The 24,366-nt window shown below is 46.7% G+C and carries 24 protein-coding genes; 9 read left to right on the top strand and 15 right to left on the bottom strand.

The genetic code is table 11. The annotated features are described in order from the left end of the window. Together LPA26_RS09300 and LPA26_RS09295 are read left to right on the top strand one after the other, a co-directional pair. Complete coding sequence (locus tag LPA26_RS09300; RefSeq protein ID WP_229008091.1) at window positions 1-420, top strand: hypothetical protein; 420 nt, start codon at window positions 1-3, stop codon at window positions 418-420. Then, complete coding sequence (locus tag LPA26_RS09295) at window positions 410-1,465, top strand: beta family protein (protein ID WP_229008090.1); 1,056 nt, start codon at window positions 410-412, stop codon at window positions 1,463-1,465. Before LPA26_RS09300 ends, LPA26_RS09295 begins: the two co-directional genes overlap by 11 nt. On the opposite strand, the gene LPA26_RS09290 is transcribed toward LPA26_RS09295, so the two are convergent. The 5 genes from LPA26_RS09290 to LPA26_RS09270 all read right to left on the bottom strand — a co-directional run bounded on the left by LPA26_RS09290 (window position 1,462) and on the right by LPA26_RS09270 (window position 8,601). Continuing rightward, entirely contained in the window at window positions 1,462-2,244 is a 783-nt protein-coding gene (locus tag LPA26_RS09290) for a sce7726 family protein (protein WP_229008089.1), read from the bottom strand. The two genes, LPA26_RS09295 and LPA26_RS09290, sit on opposite strands and share 4 nt — an antisense overlap. Window positions 2,245-2,246: 2 nt before the next feature. Beyond that, window positions 2,247-2,534: a hypothetical protein gene (locus LPA26_RS09285; RefSeq protein WP_229008088.1), complete on the bottom strand. Its 288-nt coding sequence runs from the start codon at window positions 2,532-2,534 to the stop codon at window positions 2,247-2,249. Between the two features lie 346 nt (window positions 2,535-2,880). After that, window positions 2,881-3,492, bottom strand: coding sequence for a hypothetical protein (locus LPA26_RS09280; RefSeq protein ID WP_229008087.1), 612 nt, complete (start codon window positions 3,490-3,492; stop codon window positions 2,881-2,883). Between the two features lie 386 nt (window positions 3,493-3,878). Beyond that, entirely contained in the window at window positions 3,879-6,101 is a 2,223-nt protein-coding gene (locus LPA26_RS09275) for a bifunctional (p)ppGpp synthetase/guanosine-3',5'-bis(diphosphate) 3'-pyrophosphohydrolase (protein ID WP_229008086.1), read from the bottom strand. Between the two features lie 172 nt (window positions 6,102-6,273). Next, window positions 6,274-8,601, bottom strand: coding sequence for an ATP-binding protein (locus LPA26_RS09270; RefSeq protein ID WP_229008085.1), 2,328 nt, complete (start codon window positions 8,599-8,601; stop codon window positions 6,274-6,276). A 318-nt stretch (window positions 8,602-8,919) separates the two neighbouring features. Between LPA26_RS09270 and LPA26_RS09265 the strand changes: the two genes are divergently transcribed. The 3 genes from LPA26_RS09265 (at window position 8,920) to LPA26_RS09255 (ending at window position 10,729) form a co-directional block, all read left to right on the top strand. Continuing rightward, window positions 8,920-9,564: a hypothetical protein gene (locus LPA26_RS09265; protein WP_229008084.1), complete on the top strand. Its 645-nt coding sequence runs from the start codon at window positions 8,920-8,922 to the stop codon at window positions 9,562-9,564. Between the two features lie 316 nt (window positions 9,565-9,880). Further along, window positions 9,881-10,429 carry a hypothetical protein gene (locus LPA26_RS09260; RefSeq protein WP_229008083.1) on the top strand — a complete coding sequence of 183 codons (549 nt, stop codon included), beginning with the start codon at window positions 9,881-9,883 and terminating at the stop codon, window positions 10,427-10,429. Window positions 10,430-10,441: 12 nt separating this feature from the next. Next, window positions 10,442-10,729, top strand: coding sequence for a hypothetical protein (locus LPA26_RS09255; RefSeq protein ID WP_229008082.1), 288 nt, complete (start codon window positions 10,442-10,444; stop codon window positions 10,727-10,729). A 70-nt stretch (window positions 10,730-10,799) separates the two neighbouring features. Here LPA26_RS09255 and LPA26_RS09250 read toward each other — a convergent pair whose 3' ends face one another. The 3 genes from LPA26_RS09250 to LPA26_RS09240 form a co-directional block, all read right to left on the bottom strand. Continuing rightward, complete coding sequence (locus LPA26_RS09250) at window positions 10,800-10,988, bottom strand: hypothetical protein (protein WP_229008081.1); 189 nt, start codon at window positions 10,986-10,988, stop codon at window positions 10,800-10,802. After that, window positions 10,960-12,624, bottom strand: a complete 1,665-nt coding sequence (locus LPA26_RS09245; RefSeq protein WP_229008080.1) for an anti-phage dCTP deaminase — start codon at window positions 12,622-12,624, stop codon at window positions 10,960-10,962. Before LPA26_RS09245 ends, LPA26_RS09250 begins: the two co-directional genes overlap by 29 nt. Window positions 12,625-12,763: 139 nt before the next feature. After that, a complete protein-coding gene (locus tag LPA26_RS09240; RefSeq protein WP_229008079.1) occupies window positions 12,764-13,699 on the bottom strand; it encodes a hypothetical protein in 936 nt (311 codons plus the stop codon). Window positions 13,700-13,809: 110 nt separating this feature from the next. Between LPA26_RS09240 and LPA26_RS09235 the strand changes: the two genes are divergently transcribed. Further along, window positions 13,810-13,968, top strand: a complete 159-nt coding sequence (locus LPA26_RS09235) for a hypothetical protein (RefSeq protein ID WP_229008078.1) — start codon at window positions 13,810-13,812, stop codon at window positions 13,966-13,968. A gap of 46 nt (window positions 13,969-14,014) precedes the next feature. Continuing rightward, a complete protein-coding gene (locus LPA26_RS09230) occupies window positions 14,015-14,218 on the top strand; it encodes a hypothetical protein (RefSeq protein ID WP_229008077.1) in 204 nt (67 codons plus the stop codon). Between the two features lie 88 nt (window positions 14,219-14,306). Here the strand turns inward: LPA26_RS09230 and LPA26_RS09225 are convergent, their stop codons facing one another. The 6 genes from LPA26_RS09225 to LPA26_RS09200 form a co-directional block, all read right to left on the bottom strand. Beyond that, the gene (locus LPA26_RS09225; RefSeq protein WP_229008076.1) at window positions 14,307-15,398 is read right to left on the bottom strand and encodes an ADP-ribosylglycohydrolase family protein; all 1,092 of its coding nucleotides are present in this window, start codon (window positions 15,396-15,398) and stop codon (window positions 14,307-14,309) included. A 141-nt stretch (window positions 15,399-15,539) separates the two neighbouring features. Then, the gene (locus tag LPA26_RS09220) at window positions 15,540-17,354 is read right to left on the bottom strand and encodes an ABC transporter ATP-binding protein/permease (protein ID WP_229008075.1); all 1,815 of its coding nucleotides are present in this window, start codon (window positions 17,352-17,354) and stop codon (window positions 15,540-15,542) included. Between the two features lie 63 nt (window positions 17,355-17,417). After that, on the bottom strand, window positions 17,418-18,077 hold the full coding sequence (locus LPA26_RS09215; protein WP_229008074.1) for a tetratricopeptide repeat protein: 660 nt from the start codon (window positions 18,075-18,077) through the stop codon (window positions 17,418-17,420). A 98-nt stretch (window positions 18,078-18,175) separates the two neighbouring features. Continuing rightward, window positions 18,176-19,396: a MalY/PatB family protein gene (locus LPA26_RS09210; RefSeq protein WP_229008073.1), complete on the bottom strand. Its 1,221-nt coding sequence runs from the start codon at window positions 19,394-19,396 to the stop codon at window positions 18,176-18,178. Further along, window positions 19,378-21,480, bottom strand: coding sequence for a 5-histidylcysteine sulfoxide synthase (gene ovoA / locus LPA26_RS09205; protein ID WP_229008072.1), 2,103 nt, complete (start codon window positions 21,478-21,480; stop codon window positions 19,378-19,380). Before ovoA ends, LPA26_RS09210 begins: the two co-directional genes overlap by 19 nt. Window positions 21,481-21,769: 289 nt before the next feature. Beyond that, window positions 21,770-22,006 (bottom strand): DUF2789 domain-containing protein, encoded by a 237-nt coding sequence (locus tag LPA26_RS09200; protein WP_055830299.1) that lies wholly within the window; start codon window positions 22,004-22,006, stop codon window positions 21,770-21,772. Window positions 22,007-22,194: 188 nt separating this feature from the next. On the opposite strand from LPA26_RS09200, the gene LPA26_RS09195 reads away from it, so the two are divergent. Together LPA26_RS09195 and LPA26_RS09190 are read left to right on the top strand one after the other, a co-directional pair. Next, on the top strand, window positions 22,195-22,659 hold the full coding sequence (locus LPA26_RS09195) for a PA2169 family four-helix-bundle protein (RefSeq protein WP_082488005.1): 465 nt from the start codon (window positions 22,195-22,197) through the stop codon (window positions 22,657-22,659). Window positions 22,660-22,701: 42 nt separating this feature from the next. Then, window positions 22,702-22,935 carry a DUF2171 domain-containing protein gene (locus LPA26_RS09190; RefSeq protein WP_055830297.1) on the top strand — a complete coding sequence of 78 codons (234 nt, stop codon included), beginning with the start codon at window positions 22,702-22,704 and terminating at the stop codon, window positions 22,933-22,935. Between the two features lie 103 nt (window positions 22,936-23,038). Here the strand turns inward: LPA26_RS09190 and LPA26_RS09185 are convergent, their stop codons facing one another. Continuing rightward, on the bottom strand, window positions 23,039-24,292 hold the full coding sequence (locus tag LPA26_RS09185) for a sodium:proton antiporter (RefSeq protein WP_229008071.1): 1,254 nt from the start codon (window positions 24,290-24,292) through the stop codon (window positions 23,039-23,041). Window positions 24,293-24,366 lie beyond the last annotated feature (74 nt).

Genomic DNA, 24,366 nt, shown 5'->3' with positions numbered 1-24,366 from the left:
ATGAAAAAAATTAATACAGACTCTGCAACGATCTTGGGCTTGTGGTTTGGTGTCGGCGGTTTTATTACGGGATTAGCTGGCATAGGTTTGACTCTTTATTTTTCTTACTCATCAAATCCGAATGCATATTATTTGGCGCTTTCTGGGTGGGGGGCTGCGATTCTTTCAACCATAGCCTCTATCAGAGTATGTTCAAAACTTATTGAGTTATTAGCAAACCAATCTGAAGAAGCTTCCAAGTTAGCAAAATCATATACTGATCAATTAATTGAGCTTACTGAGGTAAAAGTAGAGTTGCAGAATGAGAAGCAACGATTAATATCTATTAGTGAGTTTCTTGCATCTAAATCTTTGCGATCAGCTACACCGAGAAAACCTAAACAAGAAGTTAAAGAAGAGGGCTTAGAAAATGACAATTAAATTTCAAGAGCGTCAATATTACCCTGCTTTAAGAACTCGACCATCCGAAATTGAAGGATATTCGGAGCTAAAACAATCCACAAAAGATAGTTTAATCCCAATTTTCACTATAGGTGCATGGCCAAAAATGGATGGCTTAAGTGAGTCTATCAGTAAGTTAAAATCTGCTGTTGATGAAAGGCCTTGTATTGTTGACTTGACAAGAGAAAATGCATATCAAAATGATGAGCTCACAAAGTTATTGAATCCTAGTGGTAACTTCAACGCATGGTGTGATTTTATTCAATCACAAAATAACTTCATCCCAACCATACAGATGGTGCAAGAGGCAAAACAGTCTCAAATTATTAGGCAAACAAGATTTTTAGAGGGGATTGGTTTAAATCGAGTTGCATTTCGTATAACGGATTACGTAAATGATACTTCGAAGGTTATTAATGCCATATCCGCAATGGATTCTCCAGAAAACGCGCTTGTTATAATTGATGCAGGTTACATACGTGAGACTATGGCCGCATCTATTGCAGCGTGTGTGTCTGCTATAAACGATATACGTGAGGAAATACCTGAAGCCATAATTTCAATTATATCGACTAGCTACCCTTCAACAGTTACCCAATTTCTTGAAGTGAATAGTGATAGAAAAAGTGGCGTAATAAATATCTTAGAGCGTGAACTTCTCCAAGCTATTGGAGTGGATGCTGCAATTTATGGAGATCATGGGTCAATTCACTCAAAAGTTTATCTTGCAAAGGGGGGGAAGTATACGCCTCAAATTGAGTATCCGCTTTATGATGCATGGGCAATTGAGAGAAGGCCAGGATTGGATGGGGATGGATATATTGAAACTGCGAAAGCGCTCGTAGAAAGATATCCAGAGATTCTCGATGAGGACTATTGGGGTAGCAAAAAAATTATTGAAGTCTCACAAGGCAATAATAATGGTATGAAGGTGCGATCTAAATGGATCGCTACTCGAGTCAATATACATATAGAAAAACAACTTGAATTGTCTTTAACTGATACGTTGGATGATGAGTTTTAAGATGGTTTTCTTAGCAATACAGTTTTTTGGATATTTTCGGCCTCTAGCCCATATTTCATTCTAAGAGATGATATGTCTAATGTCCTTGTATACTTTTCGTGTAAAGGGCTTGGGGTAAACACAGGTCTTTGACTAACATAAGTTTTTTTAAGCAAGCTGCTTTTACTAAGAGACAATAAATCTTCAATTTTCGTTTTGCCATTGCGATTACTATCGAATCGATTAAAAGTGTTTTTATATCGATTTTTTAACGCAAATAAAACAAAATCTCTTAGCTTCCTGGATGCCATTTCTTCGCATTTCCCAATTAAATAATTGCGTGAAAAAGATGTTGATGAAGCGATATCATTTTGTTTTAGAAAGGATACTAATTCAGGCTTATGGAGAAATTCACATAGCATTCTCTTGTTAGTAATAGCTTTAGTCTTGCCACGTCTTATAGTCCGAATAGTTATTTCAGAGTTCAGCTCTGATATCTCCCACAACTCTACATTCTCTGGTAGTTTTTCTTTCATTACTGATAAGAATCGCGGTGTTGTTACAACAGTCACTTTGTCAAACCTTGTCAAATAAGTTGTTATTTGACCTTCTAGCCTATCAAGATTGTCAAGGTCGCTTTTGATTTCAAAGGCATGAAGCTTGCCATTAACGACGGTTAAATCTGTTCTTCGGCTCCAGTTTGCAATAACCATTTCATTAATTAAGACGGCATTCTCCAATGCGTTTGTTAAATACAAACGGTCAATTACTGCAGTTTTAATTTCTAATTCATCTAACATGTTTAGATTTCACCAAGGGAGTGCTGGGTACGAAAATGATCAATATTGGTAATATTTTTCATTGCTGTAGATTGAGGTTTAATGCCAAATCTGGAAAGTAGAGTATTCACATCGACACCTCTATCCACGCTGTCACCCATTAGTATTGCAATAATTGCATACTGAGTAGGTACATGTTTCTTTTTAGAGTAGTTAGAAACCGAATTGGCTCTAACACCAACTAGACTTGAAAACCTTTCAATAGTCATGCCAGCTTTACCTAAATGTCGGCGGAACTCGATATAGTCCATAGATGCAATAAAAAAAGAGAATATCTCACAATAATATGAGCATTACTTATGCTTAAGTCAATACATAATTAAAATTAGCGGAGTAATTGCAGATAAATAAAACAAGAACTGGTTAAAACACTTGAAGTTGGCTCAGTAGAAGATATAAATTTTACTCTGATCCCAGACGCATTTGTCAGAGATATGGGGAAGGTCTTTAGAAGAAACTCAATTCCAACTTAAAGAAAATCTGAATTCAATTTTACGTATTAGTAACATTGACTAATTTAATATATCTAAAACAATGAAAGAGAATTTTTTTAAGCTTTTAGTTTGTCTTTTTACAAGAAACAATTGAGTCCAGCGATTAGCAAAAAAGATTCACAGTTGGATCAACCGCATCCCAAATACTTCCAATTTTCGGCTCAATATCAGAAGGTATAATACAATGTGGTTCAGGAGTTCCGGTCACGTTAAAAAATCGATGTCTGACCAACTTCGCTGTAGCTAGGCAAGCAAACCCTAACCGAGCAACTTGAATTGTAGCGCCATCTTCAGTAAAGTGAGCTGCAGATTTACTCGCAACCTTAAGGGTTTCGGCCCAAATTTTATGCATCTCAGTGCTTGGAATCATAGGCTCAAGTATTTTAAATGCGTCCACCACAGGGGTAAGTGGTATTGAGAATCTTTCGATTGTAAGAGCATAGCTTTCATTGATAACGGATCCATTTGAAAGTTTAAGTCCCATAAAATTAAGCAGAGTGCGATTAGCAATTAAACCAGCATCAATAGCTAATCCGATAATTAGGTTTGAATCTGGAAGACTTAACTTAGTGTTGCCGAAATTTAAATCAAGAGGCATATCTACATGAGATGATAGAACTGTGTGGCAAGCGATGATGCATGTTTCAAGTGAAGCGATTCTTTGAGGAATATATTCAAAGCGATAGGTGGTTGGATCAAATTGTTGCAAACCCATAGTTTTTCTTTCTTATTGTTTGTTTGACTCAATATTTAAAGTTATTTTCTACGCGTCTCTACCTATTTGCAAGTCGATAAAGTCAGACTCGATTGATTTTGATAAGTGATTTCCAGATATCTTAATGTTTAATCAAGCTCATCCCAACCATTGCTCTGGCCTCGCGACGACGCTTGTACGGCTTGCTGGTAAGTGGCAATGTCTGGCAAACGCTCAGCCAGCTGATGCAGAGATACATAACCAGGAAAGCGAGGGGTCGGGTCTAGCTATGTAGCATATTCATGGGCTGAGGTAGGCGATGATGATTTGCTGCTATTCAGGACCTGACGCTTATGGCCTTCAGTTTAATTCACTATCACGGTGTCTACCATCGTGCGGGAAGCCGACTAGTACCGTCTCTGTGCCGAAATGACATTCGGCACCTGCTGAATCAACGTCAGTAGGTGGCTGAGTTGCTCAAGGTTTGTCACCTCAATCGAAAACTGCATCAGCGCCAGATTGTGCCTGCTGATGGTGTTAGCCTTGGTGGCATTGATCTTTTCCCGTGCAAATAGATCGCTAATATCCCGGAGCAAGCCTTGGCGATCATGGGCCTCCACTTCAATATCAACATTTGCGCTGAAGTTCTCGTAGCTGCCCCACTGCGCACCAAGTACACGGTCGCGCCGCTCCTCTGGTAACCGTGCTATAAAGCCACAGGTGCTGCGATGGATAGTCACCCCGTGACCGCGCGTCAGGTAGCCAACAATCGCATCCGGCGGTAATGGTTTGCAGCATTTGGCAAACCCCGTCTGCAAGTTGCCAACGCCTTCAATCACGATACCGGCGTGGGGGTGCACCGCTGTGTTCCGTCTGGGAGGGCGTGTGATTGCGACGTCTACTGTCTTGGGCGAAGTATCTTCCTGGATCGCAAGCGAGATTTGATGTTCAGTGACATCACCACGCCCAATGGCAGCCAGAAAATCTTCCAGTTTCTGGAAGTGCAGTTTCTGTGCGATCTTTTCATGATTGATGGTACCGATGCCGGCCCGATGTAGCTCACGATCCAGCTTCACCCGACCCTGGGCCACATGTTCATCAAAATGCTGGTATTTAAACCATTGCCTGACTTTGGCGCGGGCGCTGGTGGTTTGCAGATAACCCAGTGAAGCATTCAACCAGTCCCGGCTAGGCGAACCAAGTTTTGAAGTCAGGATTTCTACGCGCTGGCCATTCTGTAATTTGGTGTTGAGCGGCACGATGCTGCCATTAATCTTGGCGCCACGCGTACGGTGCCCCAGGTCGGTGTGTAGCGTGTAAGCAAAATCGATCGGCGTAGACCCTTTTGGTAAGTCGATGACTTTACCAAGTGGCGTCAGCACATAGACGCGATCCTGAAACAGTTCACTCTTGAATTGCTCAATCAGGTCGCCACTCTCAGAGACGTCATCCTTCCATGCCAGAATCTGGCGTAGCCAGGCGATCTTTTCGTCAAATTTGGCGTCGGATTTTCCACCCTCCTTATAGCGCCAATGTGCCGCGACACCCAATTCAGAGTGCTGATGCATTTCGAAAGTGCGGATCTGCACCTCAAGTGCCAGCCCACGCGGCCCACTGACCGCGGTATGCAGCGAACGATAATTGTTGCTCTTGGGGCGCGCGATATAGTCGTCAAATTCACCGGGGATGGGCTGCCACAGGTTGTGGATGAGCCCGAGCACGGCATAGCAGTCCTTGATATCGTTAACCAGCACGCGCACAGCACGGACATCATAGAGCTGGGTAAAATCCAGACGCTTGCTTTTCATCTTCTTGATGATGCTGTAAATGTGCTTGGGACGCCCAGCGACCTCCGCTTTGATGCCTGCTTCAAGCAACTCTTTTTGCAGCTCTGCCACGACGTCAATGATATATTGTTCCCTGTCGACGCGGCGCTCATCCAGCTTATGTGCGATTTCCTTGTAGATCTGGGGTTCCAGATAGCGCAGAGAGAGGTCTTCCAGCTCCCACTTGATTTGCCACACGCCAAGTCGGTTGGCAAGTGGCGCAAAGAGGCTCTGGCTTTCCTGTGCAATCTGTTTCTGCAGGCTAGTGCTAGCCCCGGACAAATGGCGCAGGGTTTGCGTACGATCTGCCAGTTTGATCAACACCACACGGATGTCCTGCACCATGGCCAGAAGCATTTTGCGCAGACTTTCTATTTGTTGCGCGTGGTCGTCGTTTTTCCGGTCCGTGCCATGCAAGCGCTCGGTCTCGCTGAGTGCCTGGATTTGCTCCATGCGTGAAATGCCTTCCACCAGGTCCGCAATATTGGTGCCCAAACGCGTTTCCAGCGTTGCACGCCAATCGGCCAGATATTCAGGCACTGCATGCAATATCGTGGCAGCGATTGTTTCGACATCCATGTTCATGTCAATGAGGATAGTCGCCGCACCTAGTGCATGTAACAGCAGTGGCGTGCCAGTTAGTGATGAGCGCCCGGCATAGAGAGGCACTGCCAACGCATAGGCGCAACTGATCAACTCCACTTCGGAGGGCGAGAATCGTTTCGCTGCCGCTTGCAGCCATGTGGAAAAATCGCCTTCATTTGAGGCGAGTAAAGCAGAGATTGGATGATGCACAGAAACCATGGGATATTATGGCATCAGTCCTGTGCAACAAGCCAGAATCTACGGGGCCGGATTTTGCAAAATCGCATCTCGATACAAGCAAAAGCCATCATTCACCGTGTATTTTCCTGTAAGTACGGAAAGGCTCGACAGTCAATTGCCTGGTGATGGTTTTCAGTTCAATGTATGAACCTTAACCTCCACCTATCGCCCGCTCCAATATATCAATCTCGACCGGCTTTACCAGATGCTCGTCAAACCCGGCCTCAAGCGCACGCTGTTTATCTTCAGGCTGCCCATAACCCGTTAAAGCAATCTTGCGCAGGTCTCGCCCCATCGGCAACTTGCCAATTTGCTGTACCAGTTCGTAACCATTGATATCAGGCAGGCCAATATCAATTAGCATTATGTCTGGCTTGAAAGTATCAATAGTGGACAGTGCCTCTTGAGCACTATGCACAGCCATACAATCATGCCCCAGTATCCCCATGATCATCACCAGGGTATCGGCTGCATCCACGTTGTCGTCGACAATCAACACGCGCCCATTCGCTCCATTGTCTTCTATGGCCTGGAGATCAGTGGTGGTGGAAGAAACAATGCGCGGCAGTCGTATTTCGAAAGTGGAGCCTAGCCCCTCACCCTGACTGAATGCGCTTACATGGCCGCCATGCATGTTGATCAGGCGCTTGACGATGGCCAGGCCTACGCCCAACCCTCCCTGGGAGCGATCAATGGTAATTTGGCTTTGCACGAACAGTTCGAAAATCTGGGTGAGCATCTCAGGCGCAATGCCACTGCCGGTGTCAGCCACTTCAATGATCACTTCCGCATCTTCACTGCGGACCACGATACTAATCTTCCCACCGGGTTCGGTATATTTGATGGCATTGGTCAGTATGTTTGCGACGCATTGCACCAGCCGTGCCATATCTCCTTCAACAAATACCGGCGTGGTCTTCTCTGTGGATATATTAAGGTGCAGTTCTTTTGCCTGCAGTTGCGGCTCGCACATTTCAACTGCCTGAGCGAGCACCTCATTAATATCAATCACTTCTTTTTGCAGGTGGATATGCCCTTGCGTGACCCGGGCAACATCCAGTAAGTCATCAATCAGCCGCGTCATGTGCTTGGCCTGTCGGCGGATGATGGCAGTAGGGCGCGCAATCGATTCATTCGTTTGAGAAAGCCGCAAAAGAATCTCGCCTGCCGTCACAATCGGGGCCAGCGGATTGCGAAGCTCGTGGGCCAGCATGGCAAGAAACTCATCCTTGCGCTTGTCGGACTCTTTCAGCGCTTCAATCAGTTTGATTCTTTTGGTAATGTCGCGGAAAAGTACCGCCACGCCATCCCCAACCTTAAAGGCGCGTGCCTCAAACCAGAATGTACGGCCGTCCGGGAATACATAATGATGTTCCAGGAATTTAGGCTGCCCATCCAGTTGGACTTGCCTGTACATTTTGCCAATATCAGATTCGTATGTGCCCGGAAACAGCTGCCAGTGATTAGCACCTAGCATTTGCGAGCGGGGCATGGCTACAAACTTGCAAGTGGCGTCATTGACTTCAATAATGTTGAAGTCCTGGTCAAACAGGGCAAACGCTTCATCCATATTGGTGATCACACCACGGTGCCTGGCTTCGCTTTCAGCCACGCGCATCTCAACCAGTTTTTGCGCTGTCACGTCCACGGTGATCCCGTCAAAATGGATAGGGTTACCGTCAGCGTCGTAATCGGTGCCCCCGAGCGCGCGAATCCACTTCACCTCATTCGTCATGGGGTGCACTGTGCGGTAAATGATGTCATAGGCATCGCGGCTGCTGATCGATTCAGCAATCGCTAGCCTGGTGCGCTCCCTATCCTCTGGATGAATCCTGTCGTAGAAGTCTTCTATCGTGACCGTCGCGTTAGGTTCCATAAAGAAATGATTCTTTACCTGCGTGTCCCATTCCAGAACGTCAAAGGGCAGGTCGCAATACCAAAAGCCTACATGCGATATCCGGCTTGCGTATTCGAGGCGCCCGCGATTGATCTTGAGTTCTTTATCCAAGGTATCCCGTGCAATGCGGTCACTGGAAAACACTTGGTTGAAGTAATCGACAGATTCGGCAATCGCCTGATCGAGCGCCTCGTTGAAGCGCGTCACATCCTCTATGGCCGTGACATCGGATAACGTAGTATTCCTCATGGCCCACAACCGCATCACTGTAGCTCGCAGGTTGCGAAACTCGCTCACAATCTCGGTGATGGAAAACCCTTCTTCTGCCCGCAGCCTGCCATGCATTTCAGCGCCGGTTTCCGGTGCACTTTTTACAGCCGGTGCCAATACTCGCGATTTATCGATACTGGCGGCACCGGTTTGTTGCTGGTGCAAGTCTGCGGCAATAGAACGAAGAATTTCAGAGCGGTGGTCACGTCCCGCCAGTGCGTTTGTGTTTGCGGCAGATGAAAACTGCGACGCGACGAATGCATCCCACTCTTTAAGAATGTCGTCCAAATGTGAATCGATTACATCAGCCATCCGCATGGATGCGTCCCCTTATGACTACCTGCTCAATGTTTAACTACACTTAAGGCAATTTTATAGCGTTACTTATATGCCTTACCAGGTTTTTGATCTGGCGAATGGTTTACTGCGCCATTCAAGCCTGAATTCGTGATTGGAGTTATTATATTAAAGACAGTTGCAACTGATGCGTAAATCAGTTTCGCATTAAGATGTTTTCTTGATTGGTAAGTGTTTGATTTGTAGTGGTGGTTGAATACAGTTGATGCGTTAACCCGCATTTCTTTTGCCCGTGTAAATACGTTTTGCCCAAATAATAAAAAGGGAGAAGCCATGAGTGAAGAGCCAAAAAAGGTTGATGTCTTATTCTATTTAAAAGAATTTTCATCACTAGCCAGAGATATCCTGATCACGCTGTTGATCGCCATATGCTTTTTCCAGCCCAGCTATATCAAATCATTTCTTAAAGAGAGCGGCCTGAGTAAATTCGGCGGCTGGGGCTTCACGGTTGAAGTAGCTGAAGAAAAAGAAATCATCGCCAAAGCCCAAGAAAAAGTCACCGCCCAGGTGGTCGCCTCCACCAGCACCAACTCAGACGAAGCACCCGTCGAAGCATCCAATAAACCCGTCGATCCAAACTTTAAAGAAGCCATCCTCAAAGCAGAGCGCGTAGCACCACAAATTCTGCCATCCGCAGGCTGGGTTTTCCTGGGGCGCGTGGATAAAAATAAAACCCAATGGCAAGACGGCGGCTCACCCACCACTACCGCAGCATGGCCAATCAAACCCGATGATGTGGTGACGGTTAAAGATGATGTTTACATACGTGCAGTCACTAATGATCAATGGCACTCTAAAGCGCCGGTGACTACGGTTTCGAAGATAGGTGATAAGCTGAAAGTGGTAGAGCTGGATTATTCTTCAGCTAAAGCAGGTGGTTTTTTTGTTTGGGCTAAGGTTGTGCTTCAAACATATTAAATGCTCAATTTAGTAAAAGGTATAACGCCAAAGCTTAAAAGGATTTGATAAATCTACTATTTGTTAGAGTTGTAGTGCTCAAAGATAAAATTGAATGACCCGAAAGAACGAGTATAAAAATTATTTGAACTCTGATACTTGGAAGGAGCATAGACTTTATGCTCTTGCGCGTACTGAAGGTTTCTGTCAATTTTGTGGAAACTTTGCAATTAACGTTCATCACGTTCAATATCCAAAACGCTTCGGAGATGAGCATCCTCACAGTTTGATTCCAGTTTGCGAACGGTGTCACAATATTTGTCATGGGATACAGGATATGAAACAGCTTTCAAACATTATTACGATGACTGATTTGTCTCCAAACGGAAATAAGCTTAATTATTTACTTAGTGGCGGCAGAGTATATGCTTCGGCTAAATCATGGACTCGAGCATTGCAAGTGCCTAGCTCAATGCAAAAGTGGTTTGAGACTGGTTTGACTAGAACAGCGATGCTGAAAAAAGACTCAGCTGGTGGCGATCTGGAAATGATACATTTAGATACCCCAGTATATAGATGGCATGCTGTTGGAGACCTTTTAAGAGCATTTGATCGTGAGTGGTATCAGCATGGTTATAAGCGCAGGCCTTTAGATGAGCAGAGAGAAATTGAGACATTTCATAATAACTACGAGAGGTTAATTAATTGGGGTTATGACTTACAGGAGCGTGCTTTAAGTAGTGTTCTTAATAGCGATAACCAGAGAAATACGCCAGTTACTCAAGAAACTTTATTAGAAGCAATTAAGCAAGCTGTTGCGCCCAGATTACGTGCTCATGATGATAAGCTTTTAGAACATGATTTAGTAATTGCTGAAATCAAATAAGCACTTCCTACTATGCGAGACTTAGATGAGTTTATAACAGTAAAACAAGCAATTACAGAAAAAGGTTTTGATTCGAGTGTAATGCCGCTGTTTCCTAATTCTAAAGACAATCTTTCTTCATTAGTCGGAAAGAATTTAAAGTTTAATAATGTCGAAATAGGACCTAGAGTTACAGCGAGGCTTGATGGTCAACAAGTTACTACCGAAATGAATACATATCGTAGAAGATATATATATGAGGCATTAAAGCTATTCGTGACAGATAATCGTAATGATAGAGAAAATAGAAGCTCTAGTTAGTTTTTACTCTTAAAACCTAAAAAAATAAGCCGCATATTGCGGCTTATTTTTAATTAAATTCACAAAAAATTTAATCTTTGAAATAGTTATCACTTATGGATTTATATATAAGCTGATCTGAGTGGGTAGCTTGTTTGTGATATTCATCACTTTTGATATCGATAACCTGGCTGCCTTCAGAAATACTGCTTTTATTAGATTTGCAATTTATATCAACCATTACTGGCAGTTCAAGCTGCTGGTGTTTGAGTCGGGTCATTTGCTTCTCCTAAGTCTGATAATTCTGGAAGTTTCAAGTTGGTTTTAGAAATTTCTGCAACCACAACTTGTTCAAGCCTCGGAATAGCTTTCATACTTACATTTGTATATGGTGTTGCTAAATTCTTAGGTGGTAAGTCTAACACTCCAGCTTTAGATTTACGATTCCCTGCATCAAAAAAATCAATAAATCTTCTTGGTGATACTCCATCAAACTGCATTAATCTAACTTTTTTACTGTTGTCAGTTACATCCTCGCTAAGCGAATCTGAATGGAGTCTTGTTGCTAGACTTTTACGGTATGGCTCGATGTAGTACACCTCAGATATTCCAGAGGCAACAATATGTCTCGCACATGAGTGACATGGATAGGTCGTGACAAATATTTTTCCACCAAGTATTCTATCCCCAGCAACTCTTGAAGCACCAAGAATTGCGTGCATCTCTGCATGTACTGCTCTTGAGAACTCGATTAAATCTTTCATTCTAGAGTTTGAAATTGTCTGAATAGCAAGGCTTCTCTTACTTAAATCTAAAACAGAATTATCCACTAATAAATCTATAAGTTTTTCCGTAATAATTCTTTTTTCTGCATCGTTGTGGCATTTTGTACCCGTTAATGCGTAACACCTTTCATCATCTTTTGACGGATCATTGTTAATAACTAATGGACTTTTCCCGTAAAGACCACCTCCGCTTCTTGGAACATCATTCCATCCTGTAGACAATAGCTCACCAGACGATGAGGTTACGGCTGCACCAACTTGTCTAGAAAGACAGGCTGAGTTTTTAGCAGCAGATGCAGCTGCATACATAGCATTTTCTTCTGAGGAAGGAGATATTACCGAGGTTCTGAAAATTAAATTAAAAAGTCTCCGAAGTTTTGAAACTAGTTGGCCTATCGATTGTTCTTCACTTGGACCGCTAACAGCTCCATCGACCCTCAGAAAAAAATCGCACATTGGAAATGTATCGCGAACTGATTGTCCATGACTAAACTCTTCACCTGAGTCAATATCAATTAACTTTTCAATGTCAGTTTGAGTTAGTGAACCAGGTCGTGCTAGATTCTGCTTTCTAACTTCAAGCGGAGAAAAAACTCCAATTGCAATTAAGGCGTCACCATAGATTAGTCTAAGTAGTTTTAACTCATCTATGTTTTTTATTGAATCAATTACATGGCAGATTCGATGCGATTCTACTTTCTTATCTTGCGGTTTATTAACTTCATCAGCTCGATCACTAGGGTCACCATAACTTTTTTTACGGTCTGCACCAATATTTGCGATTGCCATTTTCGCTAATACATCATTACCTAATGTCCTACGTAACTCATCACCAGCCTTTATTAGTGTATTAATTTGATTAAATCGACTTGAGTCATCGATTGGTACTTGCGCAATATCAGCATTTAATCTAATTAAATCACTTAGCCTAATCTGTTTAGTTTTATAACCAAAGTCGCTAAGACTGTAACTAATTTGATCTGAAGCTTCGTGAATTGGAGAGCCAATAGGACCACATAAAGCAACTACCAGTTCAGGAGTAAGGCTAGCAATAGCTTCTTTTGTGGAGTCTACTTTTTTTGAGCTTGTTAAAGCTTCATTGGATGCTATTTTTATTTGAATTGTTGCCACTTCGATCTCCATTGTTTTTTGAGTTTGATCACTAGATCGTGGAATCTGAGTTTTTAGCTACGTATTCTGACATTTTTATATAAAGTTTACGAAAAAGCCATACTTTATGTATGGTTATACAGCTTTTGCGACTTTATCTTCATAAAGCCAAGCCCATCACTTGCTTTGCACCGCGTCCGGAAGCGACTAATATTCGTCGGTAAGTTGTCGTAGTTGGCAAATGATCGGCAAGCTGATTTAGCGATATATAACCAGGGTCTAACCGATAATCTTTTTCTCGAAATATGCTGTGCTCCTTGGCGTAAGTTTCCGCCAGCGCCCTAAGCGATTCAGCAAGTGGTTTATTCGAGTCGCTGGGGATGAAGTCACCAAGCAACCACAGGTGAACATCTTCCTCTTCTTTATAGCCATTTTTAGGGTCTGCCAGCTTAAACGCATGGGTTATCCTGTCCTGGTTTTCTACCTCTTTTGGGTCGCCATAGGCCACTTCGTAATATTTCACTTTAGCTGTCAGCAGCGAAGTCGGGCCATCAATGGGCACGTTACCAACCGCATAGTAGCCCGCAATCGCCCGCAGGCTTTTTAGATGATGTTCTTTGCCAACAAAGTGGATGATTTGTCCGCGTGCCTGTAGCTCTTTGATGCCTGCAGCCATGTCTTTAGTGGCAGCGTATATAAGGGCGGCATAGCTAGGGAAAGAATCGTTGTCGGCACTTTTTCTGGCCAGGCTATAGTTGATCATGGCGGTGCCGTTGTGATACAGCTCCATTGCGCTGGTGCCGGCTACATCGCCAAGTTCATCCAGCACTACCGAGACTGCCATTTTGGTGCCGTTTTTATTGCCGCCCGCTAAGGCGGCAAGCCAGTTTTCCAGTTGCTCGGCAGGCCATTCGGGATACTGTTCTCTGGCAAGCGCAAACACTTGCGGCAGCAGTCTGGTTTGTTCGGCCACACTGAGGTTTTGCAGCCGCACCGTGGTATAGGTTGGTGGCAGGTTGAAATCGTAGTTCACTTTCATGTCATCCATTTTATCTTGCGAATGCCCAGTCGGCTGTTTAAGCCAGTAAAACATCATTTTAAGCGCTGAAAACTCCGACAACATAATCAGCCTATCTCTGATAAATATTGTGTCAGTTGTTCACTAATATTTAGACTTGGATTTCTACTCGGTAAAAGGAGAGTGAAATGGCTAGTGACCCAAACGAGATTGCTGACCCTGAATCAGACACAGTCGTTGAACCCGATGACGATACTGTGGTTGATCCCGATTTAGAACCTTATGACGAATCGGTGGAGAAGCCACTGAAGGATTCAGAAAACTTTATTCCGGCAGAAGAGCTTTAGCGTAGTGATGCTTCTGGTAAAAATATAACTTGAATTGGAGATGATGATGGCATTTGATTCAGCAGTACCTGTGGAAGGCGTGGAAGAAAAATCTACTGTGGTGAAGAATGTAGATAAAGATACCAGGCAGCAAGAAGACGTAAAAGATAACTTGGGTAACATCGCGAAAAACCCTGCCATTGACCGGAAAACACCGCCGGATGTTGAGCCGGGAAAATTACCTGAAGATAAGAAATTCACTGAGAACTAAATGTGTTTTCGCCCTAATAAAATAGCCCTGCACGGGCTATTTTTTATTGTTCCGACAGGCTCAATTACCTGAACCCACTCACATTTTTTTATGCAAAACGGGCAATAAACTGTTCTATCTCATTGTTTAATTCAGCATACGCAGTAAGTCCGTGAATCCAGCGTTGAGGGATGGCGTCCACACCCAGTGAGGCACCCAGTATTGCACCAAGCACGGCGCCGCGGTGGCAGTTATCACCGCCCACGTTTGTGTTGGCTATCAATGCTTTTTCAAAATCATCATGGTAACGTGCGGCAAGGTAGAGCACTGCGGGAAACGATTGGTCTACATAGCAGGCAGGGCTGAGCATGCCGCCAATAATATCGCGATCCGGACTCTGGTTGGCGCGCACACGCGCAAGCACTTTTGCCGCCGGAAAACCTAGGCGATTAGCCGCCGCACAAGCCAGCTGTTCTGTCTCTGGCGCTGTGTCATGAAAAATATGAAACAGTAACTGGCTGAGTTCCAGTGTGTGTTTTTCTAACACGGATGAGCGGTGTGTCAGGCGTTGCTGGGTCAACGCTGCTTGATTGGAAGCTGCCAGGTCGGCCTCGCGTAAGGTCGCCATCATCACCAGAGGTAAACTGACCAGGCCACCGATGGAGGCTGTGTCATGGCCTTCTTTGCCGGCACAGTTTTCTGGCGCGACACCTTGTGCGTAGTTTGCAAAAAAATCACGATGGTACGATTCAGCGTAGGTATCGTTGTGCCGGTCTGGCTCGGTCATAAAACGGATGTATTCACGCAAAAAGTCTGCCGGGTCGTGATGGCCGGTGGCGATCAGTGAGCGCATGAATACACGCGCACATAACAGGTTCAGGGTGTTATCACCTGCTTGCATGCCCTGGTGATAATGGCCGTTGGGTAACCCCCAAAACTGTTTTTTGCCTTTAAGAATCACGTTGCCGACGATGTCGCCTTCTTGAGTGCCACGGCCAGCTTTGGCTGTGTTAGCTAAGGGCATGATCGAGTTTGGATGGTGTGACTTTGGCGCCTGGTAATCGCGGATTTGGTCAAAGTCTTGCCAGAGGGCAGCGATGTTGTAGTACCAATGCACTGGCATCGCTAATGCATCTCCAATAAACATTTCCCATAGCGCGCCTCGCATGCGGTCGGCTTTACTCAATGGTTGGGCGGGCATAAGGTTATCCTGTTTTAATGGTTTGGCGGGCTGCGTCCTTGAGAGGAGGCTAGCATGATGAGACGAAGTTCAACGGTCTATGCTGTCATCCATTTTTCAAGCCCAAAACGTAAAGTGAAAGAGGGGTTCAGCGGTATGCTTTTATGACTCAGTTTGAGTATGCTGTACCCGCCACATCTCGGCATAACGTTGACCCAGCATCAATAATGAAGCATGCGTACCGCGCTCAATGATTTGACCATCTTCCATGACTAAAATCTGATGGGCATGCGTAATCGTAGACAGGCGATGGGCAATGATCAAGGTAGTCCGGTTTTTGGCCAGTGCATTCAACGCGTTTTGAATGGAGCGTTCGGTTTCGGAATCCAGCGCTGAAGTCGCTTCATCGAAAATGAGCATAGCAGGGTTTTTCAGCAGCGTTCTTGCGATGGCCACCCGCTGTTTTTCACCGCCTGACAGCTTGAGCCCACGCTCTCCCACATCTGTGTTGTAACCTTTTGGTAAACGCGTAATAAGGTCATGGATTTGCGCGGATTTTGCCGCCGCTTCGATTTCAGCCTGAGTAGCGCCGGGCTTGCCATAGCCGATATTGAAACCAATGGTGTCGTTAAACAGCACCGTATCCTGCGGCACAATCCCTACGGCTTTGCGCAGGCTGTCTTGTTTGACGGATTTAATCTCTTGCCCGTCAATATGAATCTCGCCCGATTGCACATCGTAAAAGCGGAATAGCAGGCGTGAAAGGGTGCTTTTACCCGCGCCGCTATGTCCGACCACTGCCGTGGTTTGGCCAGGTAGTATCTCAAATGACACGCCGTTCAGGATGCCCCGGTCTGGTTCATAATAAAAACACACGTCTTTGAAACTGACGTGGGGTCCTAACGCCGGAGAATGAATTTTCAATGCTTGTGCATCAGGTGCATCGGCAATTTCCTGGCCCATTTCAAGCAGGTGAAACATGCGATCAATGTCTGTCAGCGATTGTTTCATCTCGCGGTAAAGCACGCCTAAAAAATTCAGTGGGATATATAACTGAATCATCAGTACATTCACCAGCACCAGGTCGCCGATAGTCATTTTGCCGCTGGCAACGCCTTGGCTTGCCAACGCTAAAATAAACACCAGGCCAATCACGATGATGGTTTGTTGACCCACGTTTAGAAAAGCCAGTGATTTTTGCGATTTGATGGCGGCATGCGCATATTTTTTTAGATTTTCACCATAACGCGCAGATTCAAAATGCTCGTTGCCAAAGTACTTCACGGTTTCATAATTAATCAATGAATCCACTGCGCTTTGACTGGCTTTAGAGTCCAGCGTATTCATTTCACGCCTGAAATGGGTGCGCCACTCGGTCACGATCACGGTAAAAACGATATAACAAAAAAGCGCAATAAACGTCACCACCACGAACCAGATGTCATAAGCATATAAAAAGTAGCCCAGCACCATGGCAAGCTCGATGAAGGTGGGGATAATGCTGTAAAGCGAAAAGGAGATTAGCGATTGAATGCCACGGGTGCCTCGCTCAATGTCACGTGTCATGCCCCCCGTTTGGCGCGACAAGTGAAACCGCAATGACAAGGCGTGCAGGTGGTCAAAGACTTGCAACCCTACCTGTCTCACTGCCTGCTCAGTCACCTTTGAGAAAATCAGCTCACGTAACTCAGCAAATAGTGAGGCTGACAATCGCAACAAACCATAGCCCACGATCAAACTCACCGGCACCACCAGTAAGGCTTTTGCCGGAGTGTTGATGCTCATGGTGTCTACCAGCTTTTTTAGCATAATAGGTACACCCAGGTTGGCAGCTTTGGCGATGACCAGGCACAGCAAAGTAAAAAATATACGTGCCTTGTAAGCCCTTAAATAAGGCAACAAATGTTTAATGACCTGCCAATCTTGTGATTGGCGTTTTTCAACCGCCGGAGCGGGGTCACTTTTAGAGTGCTGCATAGGGCTGGCGATTCTCTAAATGAAGATGATAAAAGTGGTGGGCGGACTTCACGAAAATTTTGCTTAGCAGTGTTTGAGTTGCTGGTTTTTGCACTGTGCGGCCAGTTGTTTTGCAGAGGCGACCTGCTCAGGCGTCAATTGTGCGACCGAGTAATTCAGCATTTTGCTGTGTCGGTTAACCAGGTGCTTATCTTCGTTTTGTGTCGCCAGCATCAACCACATCGCAGCTTTGACGGGATCTTTTTTCACACCTATTCCCTGAATATAGATATTGGCCATGTAGCCCTGGGCTTCACTATTGTTGTTGCTGGCAGCCAGGCTTATCCATTTGAATGATGCCGCCAGGTCTTGCGGAATCACATCGTCACGGAAATACAGCATGCCCAGGTTTAACTGCGATTTGACATGGCCTTGCTCTGCGGCTTGCTGGTAATACTGCGCTGCCCTGTCATAAGGGATGCTCTGGATTTCACGCCGGAACACCAGCGAGGCCAACATGTACTGCGCCTCGGCATAATTCAGGTCAGCCGATTTTGTATACCATTTCACGGCTTCGTCCATATCCTGCTTCACACCGTCGCCGTCGTGGTACATCAGGCCCAGGTTGTAGCAGGCCTTGGCATCATTTTGATTCGCCAGGGATAAGTAAATGGCATGCGCCGCCGCGAAATCTTTTTGCGATAACTTTTGTTTTGCTTCTTCCAGCGTGTTGGCTTGCGCCATGCAACAGACCAGCATCCCTACTATGAACAATCGCATTTGCAGCATATGGACCTCTCGGTGTTAAGTATTGATGGGGTTGCTGGTGTGGTGGAACAGCTTTAACTACTTTTTGCCAAGGCTGCCTGTAAGCGCGAGAGCGCCGCCATCACATTGGCTTTCGGCGTGCCGATGTTCATGCGCATAAAGCCTTCGCCACCGCGCCCAAACATGGCGCCGGGGGATAAGCCCAGTTTCGCTTCTTCAATAAAAAACCGGTTTAACGCGGCATCATCCAGTGTTAGCTGACGGCAATCCAGCCACAGCAAATAAGTGGCTTGCGGGCGAATGACGCGGATGGCAGGTAGATGCTTGTTGATAAAGGCGATGGCCTCATCACGCGTGTCCTGCAAATACGCGATTAACGCATTTCGCCATTCACCACCTTCGCGATAGGCCGCTTCAAACGCGGCCATATTAAATGGATTGGTGACGGAAACGCCCATCTGTTGCAGATGTTTCTGGATGGCGCGCCGATGTGCCTCGTTAGGAATAATCAGGGCAGAAAGCCCCAGGCCGGGGATGTTAAAGGTTTTGCTCGGTGAAACGGCGGTGATGATGCGGTGCGATGCTTCTGAAGCTGAGGCTGAGGCAGAATCCAGGCTCAGCTTGCTTAAAGGGATATGTTGCGCATCGGTGTATACCAGGTCGGCATGAATCTCGTCGCTTAAAATGGTCAGGTCGTGTTTTTCAGCGATTGCCAGCAACGCGTGCAGTTCGTCTTTTTGCCAGACGCGGCCAACCGGATTATGCGGTGAGCACAGCAGCAACAGCTCGGCCTCTTTTGCACATTCCTCCAGCTGGGCCAAATCCAGCTGGTAAGCAGGATTGCCATCGTCTGTTAGGCGCAGCGGGTTTTCAATCAAGCGGCGATGTTGATTGGTGACGGCAGTGAAAAAAGGGAAATACACCGGCGGCTGCACAATCACGCCAGCCTGTTCGGCAGTCAAGGCGGCTACCACAAGGTTTAACGAAGGCACCACGCCAGGTGTCAGCACAATCCACTCGCGTTTCACTTGCCAATCATGGGTATTCAGCAACCAATCCATCAGTGCCTGATACAGGCTTTCCGGCGCCATTGAATAGCCAAACACCGGATGGCTGGCGCGGTTTTGCAGCGCTTTGCTGATGCCTTCCGGCACTGCGAAATCCATATCGGCTACCCACATCGGCAGCACGTCATCGGTGCCGAAGGTGGCTGGCCTGCCATCGTACTTGAGTGACTCAGTACCTTCACGGGCTATCGGCTGATCAAATAACCCGCTCAACGGATGCGTTCCCATAGCGTCACTTCCGACAGCGTATGCTGGAATTTGTGATTGGTTTCACGAATCACAAACGGGATATCAACCGGAGGCTGCATCAGGGTAAAGTGCTCGCCCAGTATGGCTTTCAGGCCATCTAATGTAGTCACGTTTTCACCATCTTTTTTATAGCCGCCTATCCATTCCTCGCGTGGCGTATGTTCTTCCAGCCAGGTATAAGGCGAGCTGAGCATCAGCACGCCACCAATATTCAGGCGCTCATGAATGGCACTCAGGAATTGACGCGGGCTGTAGAGCCTGTCTATCAGGTTTGCCGCGAGAATAAAATCGTAGCCGGTAAATTGGGGCTTGAGGTTACAGGCATCCCCCTGCCAGAACTCAACCTTTTCTACCACCTCATTCAAACCCAGCGCAGCCAGGTTACGTTCCTGGTAACTGACCAGGTCACCTTCGGTGATCATGGTGTACCGCAACACCCCTTGCTGTGCCAGCTTGAGGGCCAGGCCGATAAACCGGGCAGAAAAATCAATGCCGGTGACGTGGTCAAAATGCCTGGCTAACTCGAAGGTGGCGCGCCCGGTGGCACAGCCTAGATCCAGTGCCTTTGCGGCAGGCCTGGATTGCAAGTGTTGTACCGCATAATCACTGAGCGCCTTGGAAAAATTAGGTACGCCAAAATAGCACTCTCCATAATGAAACTCGGCATACTCCGACAGCAGTTTGTCGGACTCGTAGTGCGAGGCATTTTCTTCAATCGGGGTATCGGTCACGATATAGCGGAATCCTGCATGTTGGAAAAAATGGCGCCTGAACGCATAACGGGCACTTTTCAGTGCCTCGTTGCCGGTGGAAATCCATGAGCCGCCCTTGATCAGATTATGGCGGCCATCAAAGGTCGGGGTCGTGAAATCATCGTACAAAGGATGCACTTGAAAGCCGTCAAACGGGAAAATAGGCGTTTCAGTCCATTGCCAGACATTGCCGACCACATCGAACAACTCGCCGTGTGCAAACTGGTTCACCGGGCAGGAAGACGCAAAATGATCGAGGAACAGGTTGGCATTTGTGCTACCCGCTACATTTTCATCTGACAAACCGGCATGTTCATAGAGACTATACCACTCATGCTCGGTAGGCATGCGTACCGGTTTGCCCGTTTGTGCCGATAGCCAGGTACAGTAGGCCTTGGCCTCGTGGTAATTGACTTCAACTGGCCAGCTCCACGGCATATCGACCTCCTCGGTCATTAACCGCAGTTTCCAGCCATCGCCGTGTTTTACCCAGAATGTCGGGTGTTCGGCCTGCGCAAACCGGCGCCAGGCCAGGCCTTCTTCCAGCCAGTATTCATCCTTCTGGTATCCACCCGCTTCAACAAAGCTTAAAAACTCAGCATTCGACGTCAGGTATTTTGCGGCCTGAAAGGCGGGGCTATGCGCTTTGAACTGGCCGTATTCGTTATCCCAGCCGTAATAATCGGTGGATTTGGTGAGCTGTATATCCCTGGCCGGAATGTCTACCAGGCTATTGGTTGGCGCAGGCACATCCAGCGTACAGTGCGCCCAGTCCGGATGTTGTTTGACGTACTGCAATGCGTGTTGCCGGATCAATACCGAGCTGGTTTCCAGATGGATGCGCTCATGCTCTATGCCCATCAGGATGGGCCACCAGGGGCTATCCCAATCAATCGGCAGATTAAACGGCAGCGTACTGATCAGCGCATCCACCACCTGACGCACGCTGGCACGGTAGGCTTTGACCTCGGCCGGAGTCGGCCAGGTGTAGTTCATCTCGTTGACATCATCCCAACCCATTTCATCCACGCCTACCGCAAACATGGACTCGAATTGCGGATTCACACGTTGAGTGATCAACCCGGCCAGGATGAGCTTATTGACGAGAAAAGTATTGGTATGACCGTAATAAAAAATGAGCGGATGTCTTAAAGGATTGGGCTTTACGTAATATGCCTCGTCACTGATTAACACCTCAAATAATGCTTCATAGACATCCGCGGTTTCATGAAAATAACGGCGTATATCCTCACGGGTAATGAATGTATTCTTGTTGTGTATCGGAATGCTACGATGGGGTTGCTTGTTCATGTTTTTGTAATGATCAGGTTAATTGGTAGCGCCAATAAATGTGTTTCAGAAATATACTTTTTTTAAGAGTACTTTAAGTATACGTTTTCAAGTTAAAGCGCCCCAAAGCGGGCGCCCGGGCAGCGAGGGCGGGCAAGCATAATGGCTAAGCCTGGCTGAAGACTCTACTTTGTTCGGTGTTCCACCGGATTAGTTCATTCAATACCGCTGCAATAATGATTATCGAGCATGATGCCTTTCATCTTCAGACAATTTCTTGAGCTGGTAGGCCACTCGTAGGCATAGTTTTTTATTTCTTGTGCAACCTGGCATTCAACTGGTCTATCACTTCTGCCCAGTCGGCATCTTTCAAAATCTCTTCGCGTAAAAATGCGGCTTGTGCCGGTGTCCAGTAAGGCGCTTCAGCCAGTGTGAGATAGCCTGCCAAATGGCTATGGGTTTGGATAAAGGTTTCGATCTCCTGATCGCTGGCGGGTAAACCGAGCTGGGCGAAAAGATTGTTGAGGGTATGTTGTGTCGGTTCCATTGTTTAATTCCTTTAGTGGTTATCTTTATTGTGATGCCAATATGATGATGTCAGGCCCTGCAGAGTCTGTGACATATCAGGCAGTAGAGAATTCCTACATTCTATTAAGTAAACGCTGATGGAGCAGTTTCACGGCCACGACCATACTTTAACCTCAAATTGTTTAAATCTATTCAGGAGACAGGAAAATGATTGATAACAATGATGTGATTGCCATATTGAATGAATTGATCGAAACCTCAAGGGACGGTGAAGAAGGGTTCCGCAGTGCTGCCGAGCACGTTAAGGATGACCGTCTGAAGGATTTTTTCTTGCGTCGTTCAAAAGATGTGGGTATGAGTGTGCGTGAATTACAGGACCTGGTGCGCTCATTAGGCGGCGAGCCTGCCGACTCGACATCGATTGGCGGCACGTTACACCGGCGCTGGATGGAGTTTAAGACCGCGCTGACCACACAGGATACGCTGACTGTGCTCAATGAAACCGAGCGTGGCGAAGATGCCGCCCTGGCATCGTACCGGGGGGTGCTGGAAATGGATCTGCCAGGTGATATCAGGGCGATTGTGTTACGCCAGATGGATGGTTTGAAACGCAACCGTGATTTAGTGAAGCAATTGCGTGAAGTCTTTGAGACTGAAGCAGCTGTTCATTAACTTTTCCGGGCATGTATGCCCGGATGATTAAAGGAGAAAGCGATGAATACGAGCCAGATTGTTCCAGAAATGCCAGTCGTCTGTTCGCAAGGCGGCCAGTTTGCTACCGTGGACCACATGGAGGGGACTGATTCCATCAAGCTTAAAAAAGATGAGCGTGGCCAGCACCATTACATTCCCACCAGCTGGGTAACCGGCATTGAAAATGGCAAGGTGGTGGTCGACCGTCCTGGTGAAGAAGCCATGGAAGACTGGACTGAATCGCCCACGCATTAATGAATAACTGATTCCAGCAAGCCAAGATTAAAAGACCCGGAGAGCAGGTTCCGGGTCTTTTTGTTTGTGCGCTTTACTGCAGCGCTTGGTTAGCACAGGCTGATTAAGCGTCTTTTTTCATGATCCCAAATACAGGTTTGACACTGATGCCGTGCACCAGGATTGAGAGCGCCACTACAATCAGTGTCAGTTGCGTTAAATCCCTGGCGAGGGGAGGCTGGAGACCATGCTGCAGCGCATACATGAGGTAAAAAATAGACCCTATCCCGCGTACGCCAAACCATCCCACGGTGCCCTGGATCCGCCAAGGCGTTTGGGTGCCCAGGGAGCCGATCAATACGCTGACAGGGCGCGCGATCACGAAAATAAACATAGCCAGGCTGATGGTGCGCCAGTTCCAGAATTCCAGTAACAGCATGCCTCCCACCAGCAGGACCAGCATCAGCTCCGATAGTCTTTCCAGGTGCTCCTTGAACACCAGGGCTTCTGCACTGACAATCGCGGGGACGTGAGTGTCGTCCAGTTCAGCAGTGGGCTCTTCCACCCCGGCACCCAGTTGTTCGGGTTTTACCCCGATGTCTTTTGCAAGTTTGAGTTCGGTATGCCTGAGGGCTACAGCTGCAAAAAATACTGCCAGGAATCCCCATGCACTGACCAGTAGGCACAGGCCATATACCAAGGCGATCAGGCCTAGCGCGACCAGGTCATCCAGCACATCATGCTTGTGCTCCTGGCCTCTCAGCTTCCATACAGTGATGCCTGTCAGCACCCCTCCGGCGATGCCTATCACCACGGCGGCGCTTGTGCTCCAGATGACATCTTTTAGCAGCCATAACCAGCCGAAATCGCCGAGCTGATGCAGACCCAGCAACCCTAAACCCAGCATGACGAAAGGAAAGGCCGTGCCGTCGTTAATACCGGCTTCACAGGTTAAGGTGAACCTGAGCTGATCACGGTCGCCCGGGTAACGGGATTGTGCATCCGTTGCCAGCACCGGGTCTGTAGACGCAAGCATGGCGCCCAGTAGCACGCCGGCCCCGATCGGCAAATGAAGTACCAGTACGGAGAACACAGTGATCAGCCCAATGGTGATAACCATGGACAGCGATGCCAGCTGTAACGGCAATCGCCACTTCCTGAACCTGAAAGGCACGGGCATCTTCACCCCGGCTGAAAATAAGGAGATGAGGACTGCTATTTCCGTCAGCACTTCCAGCAAGGCGGATTGCTTGATCGGGTCAAAATAAAACAGGTGTAATACGGAAGGCCCGAGCAGGAAGCCAATGGCGAGATAGACTATGGCCGGTGTAATGGGAAACTTCTGTAAGGAGGTTTTGCTTAAGCCCCTGCTTAACATTAGAAGTCCGATGAGTAAGTACCACAGGGGATAGGTCATCTTCGTCCTAAGTTTTATAGTTAAGTCGCGTTGTT

It is taken from the genome of Methylophilus sp. Leaf408, from assembly GCF_916856905.1.
In the GTDB taxonomy this organism is placed as follows: domain Bacteria; phylum Pseudomonadota; class Gammaproteobacteria; order Burkholderiales; family Methylophilaceae; genus Methylophilus.
This window is presented reverse-complemented; position numbering and strand designations above follow the sequence as displayed.

Coding starts and splice junctions, on each gene's coding strand:
- LPA26_RS09300 (WP_229008091.1), top strand. CDS start 1: ATGAAAAAAATTAATACAGACTCTGCAACGATCTTGGGCTTGTGGTTT.
- LPA26_RS09295 (WP_229008090.1), top strand. CDS start 410: ATGACAATTAAATTTCAAGAGCGTCAATATTACCCTGCTTTAAGAACT.
- LPA26_RS09290 (WP_229008089.1), bottom strand. CDS start 2,244: ATGTTAGATGAATTAGAAATTAAAACTGCAGTAATTGACCGTTTGTAT.
- LPA26_RS09285 (WP_229008088.1), bottom strand. CDS start 2,534: ATGGACTATATCGAGTTCCGCCGACATTTAGGTAAAGCTGGCATGACT.
- LPA26_RS09280 (WP_229008087.1), bottom strand. CDS start 3,492: ATGGGTTTGCAACAATTTGATCCAACCACCTATCGCTTTGAATATATT.
- LPA26_RS09275 (WP_229008086.1), bottom strand. CDS start 6,101: ATGGTTTCTGTGCATCATCCAATCTCTGCTTTACTCGCCTCAAATGAA.
- LPA26_RS09270 (WP_229008085.1), bottom strand. CDS start 8,601: ATGGCTGATGTAATCGATTCACATTTGGACGACATTCTTAAAGAGTGG.
- LPA26_RS09265 (WP_229008084.1), top strand. CDS start 8,920: ATGAGTGAAGAGCCAAAAAAGGTTGATGTCTTATTCTATTTAAAAGAA.
- LPA26_RS09260 (WP_229008083.1), top strand. CDS start 9,881: ATGAAACAGCTTTCAAACATTATTACGATGACTGATTTGTCTCCAAAC.
- LPA26_RS09255 (WP_229008082.1), top strand. CDS start 10,442: ATGCGAGACTTAGATGAGTTTATAACAGTAAAACAAGCAATTACAGAA.
- LPA26_RS09250 (WP_229008081.1), bottom strand. CDS start 10,988: ATGACCCGACTCAAACACCAGCAGCTTGAACTGCCAGTAATGGTTGAT.
- LPA26_RS09240 (WP_229008079.1), bottom strand. CDS start 13,699: ATGATGTTTTACTGGCTTAAACAGCCGACTGGGCATTCGCAAGATAAA.
- LPA26_RS09235 (WP_229008078.1), top strand. CDS start 13,810: ATGGCTAGTGACCCAAACGAGATTGCTGACCCTGAATCAGACACAGTC.
- LPA26_RS09230 (WP_229008077.1), top strand. CDS start 14,015: ATGGCATTTGATTCAGCAGTACCTGTGGAAGGCGTGGAAGAAAAATCT.
- LPA26_RS09225 (WP_229008076.1), bottom strand. CDS start 15,398: ATGCCCGCCCAACCATTGAGTAAAGCCGACCGCATGCGAGGCGCGCTA.
- LPA26_RS09220 (WP_229008075.1), bottom strand. CDS start 17,354: ATGCAGCACTCTAAAAGTGACCCCGCTCCGGCGGTTGAAAAACGCCAA.
- LPA26_RS09215 (WP_229008074.1), bottom strand. CDS start 18,077: ATGGCGCAAGCCAACACGCTGGAAGAAGCAAAACAAAAGTTATCGCAA.
- LPA26_RS09210 (WP_229008073.1), bottom strand. CDS start 19,396: ATGGGAACGCATCCGTTGAGCGGGTTATTTGATCAGCCGATAGCCCGT.
- ovoA (WP_229008072.1), bottom strand. CDS start 21,480: ATGAACAAGCAACCCCATCGTAGCATTCCGATACACAACAAGAATACA.
- LPA26_RS09200 (WP_055830299.1), bottom strand. CDS start 22,006: ATGGAACCGACACAACATACCCTCAACAATCTTTTCGCCCAGCTCGGT.
- LPA26_RS09195 (WP_082488005.1), top strand. CDS start 22,195: ATGATTGATAACAATGATGTGATTGCCATATTGAATGAATTGATCGAA.
- LPA26_RS09190 (WP_055830297.1), top strand. CDS start 22,702: ATGAATACGAGCCAGATTGTTCCAGAAATGCCAGTCGTCTGTTCGCAA.
- LPA26_RS09185 (WP_229008071.1), bottom strand. CDS start 24,292: ATGTTAAGCAGGGGCTTAAGCAAAACCTCCTTACAGAAGTTTCCCATT.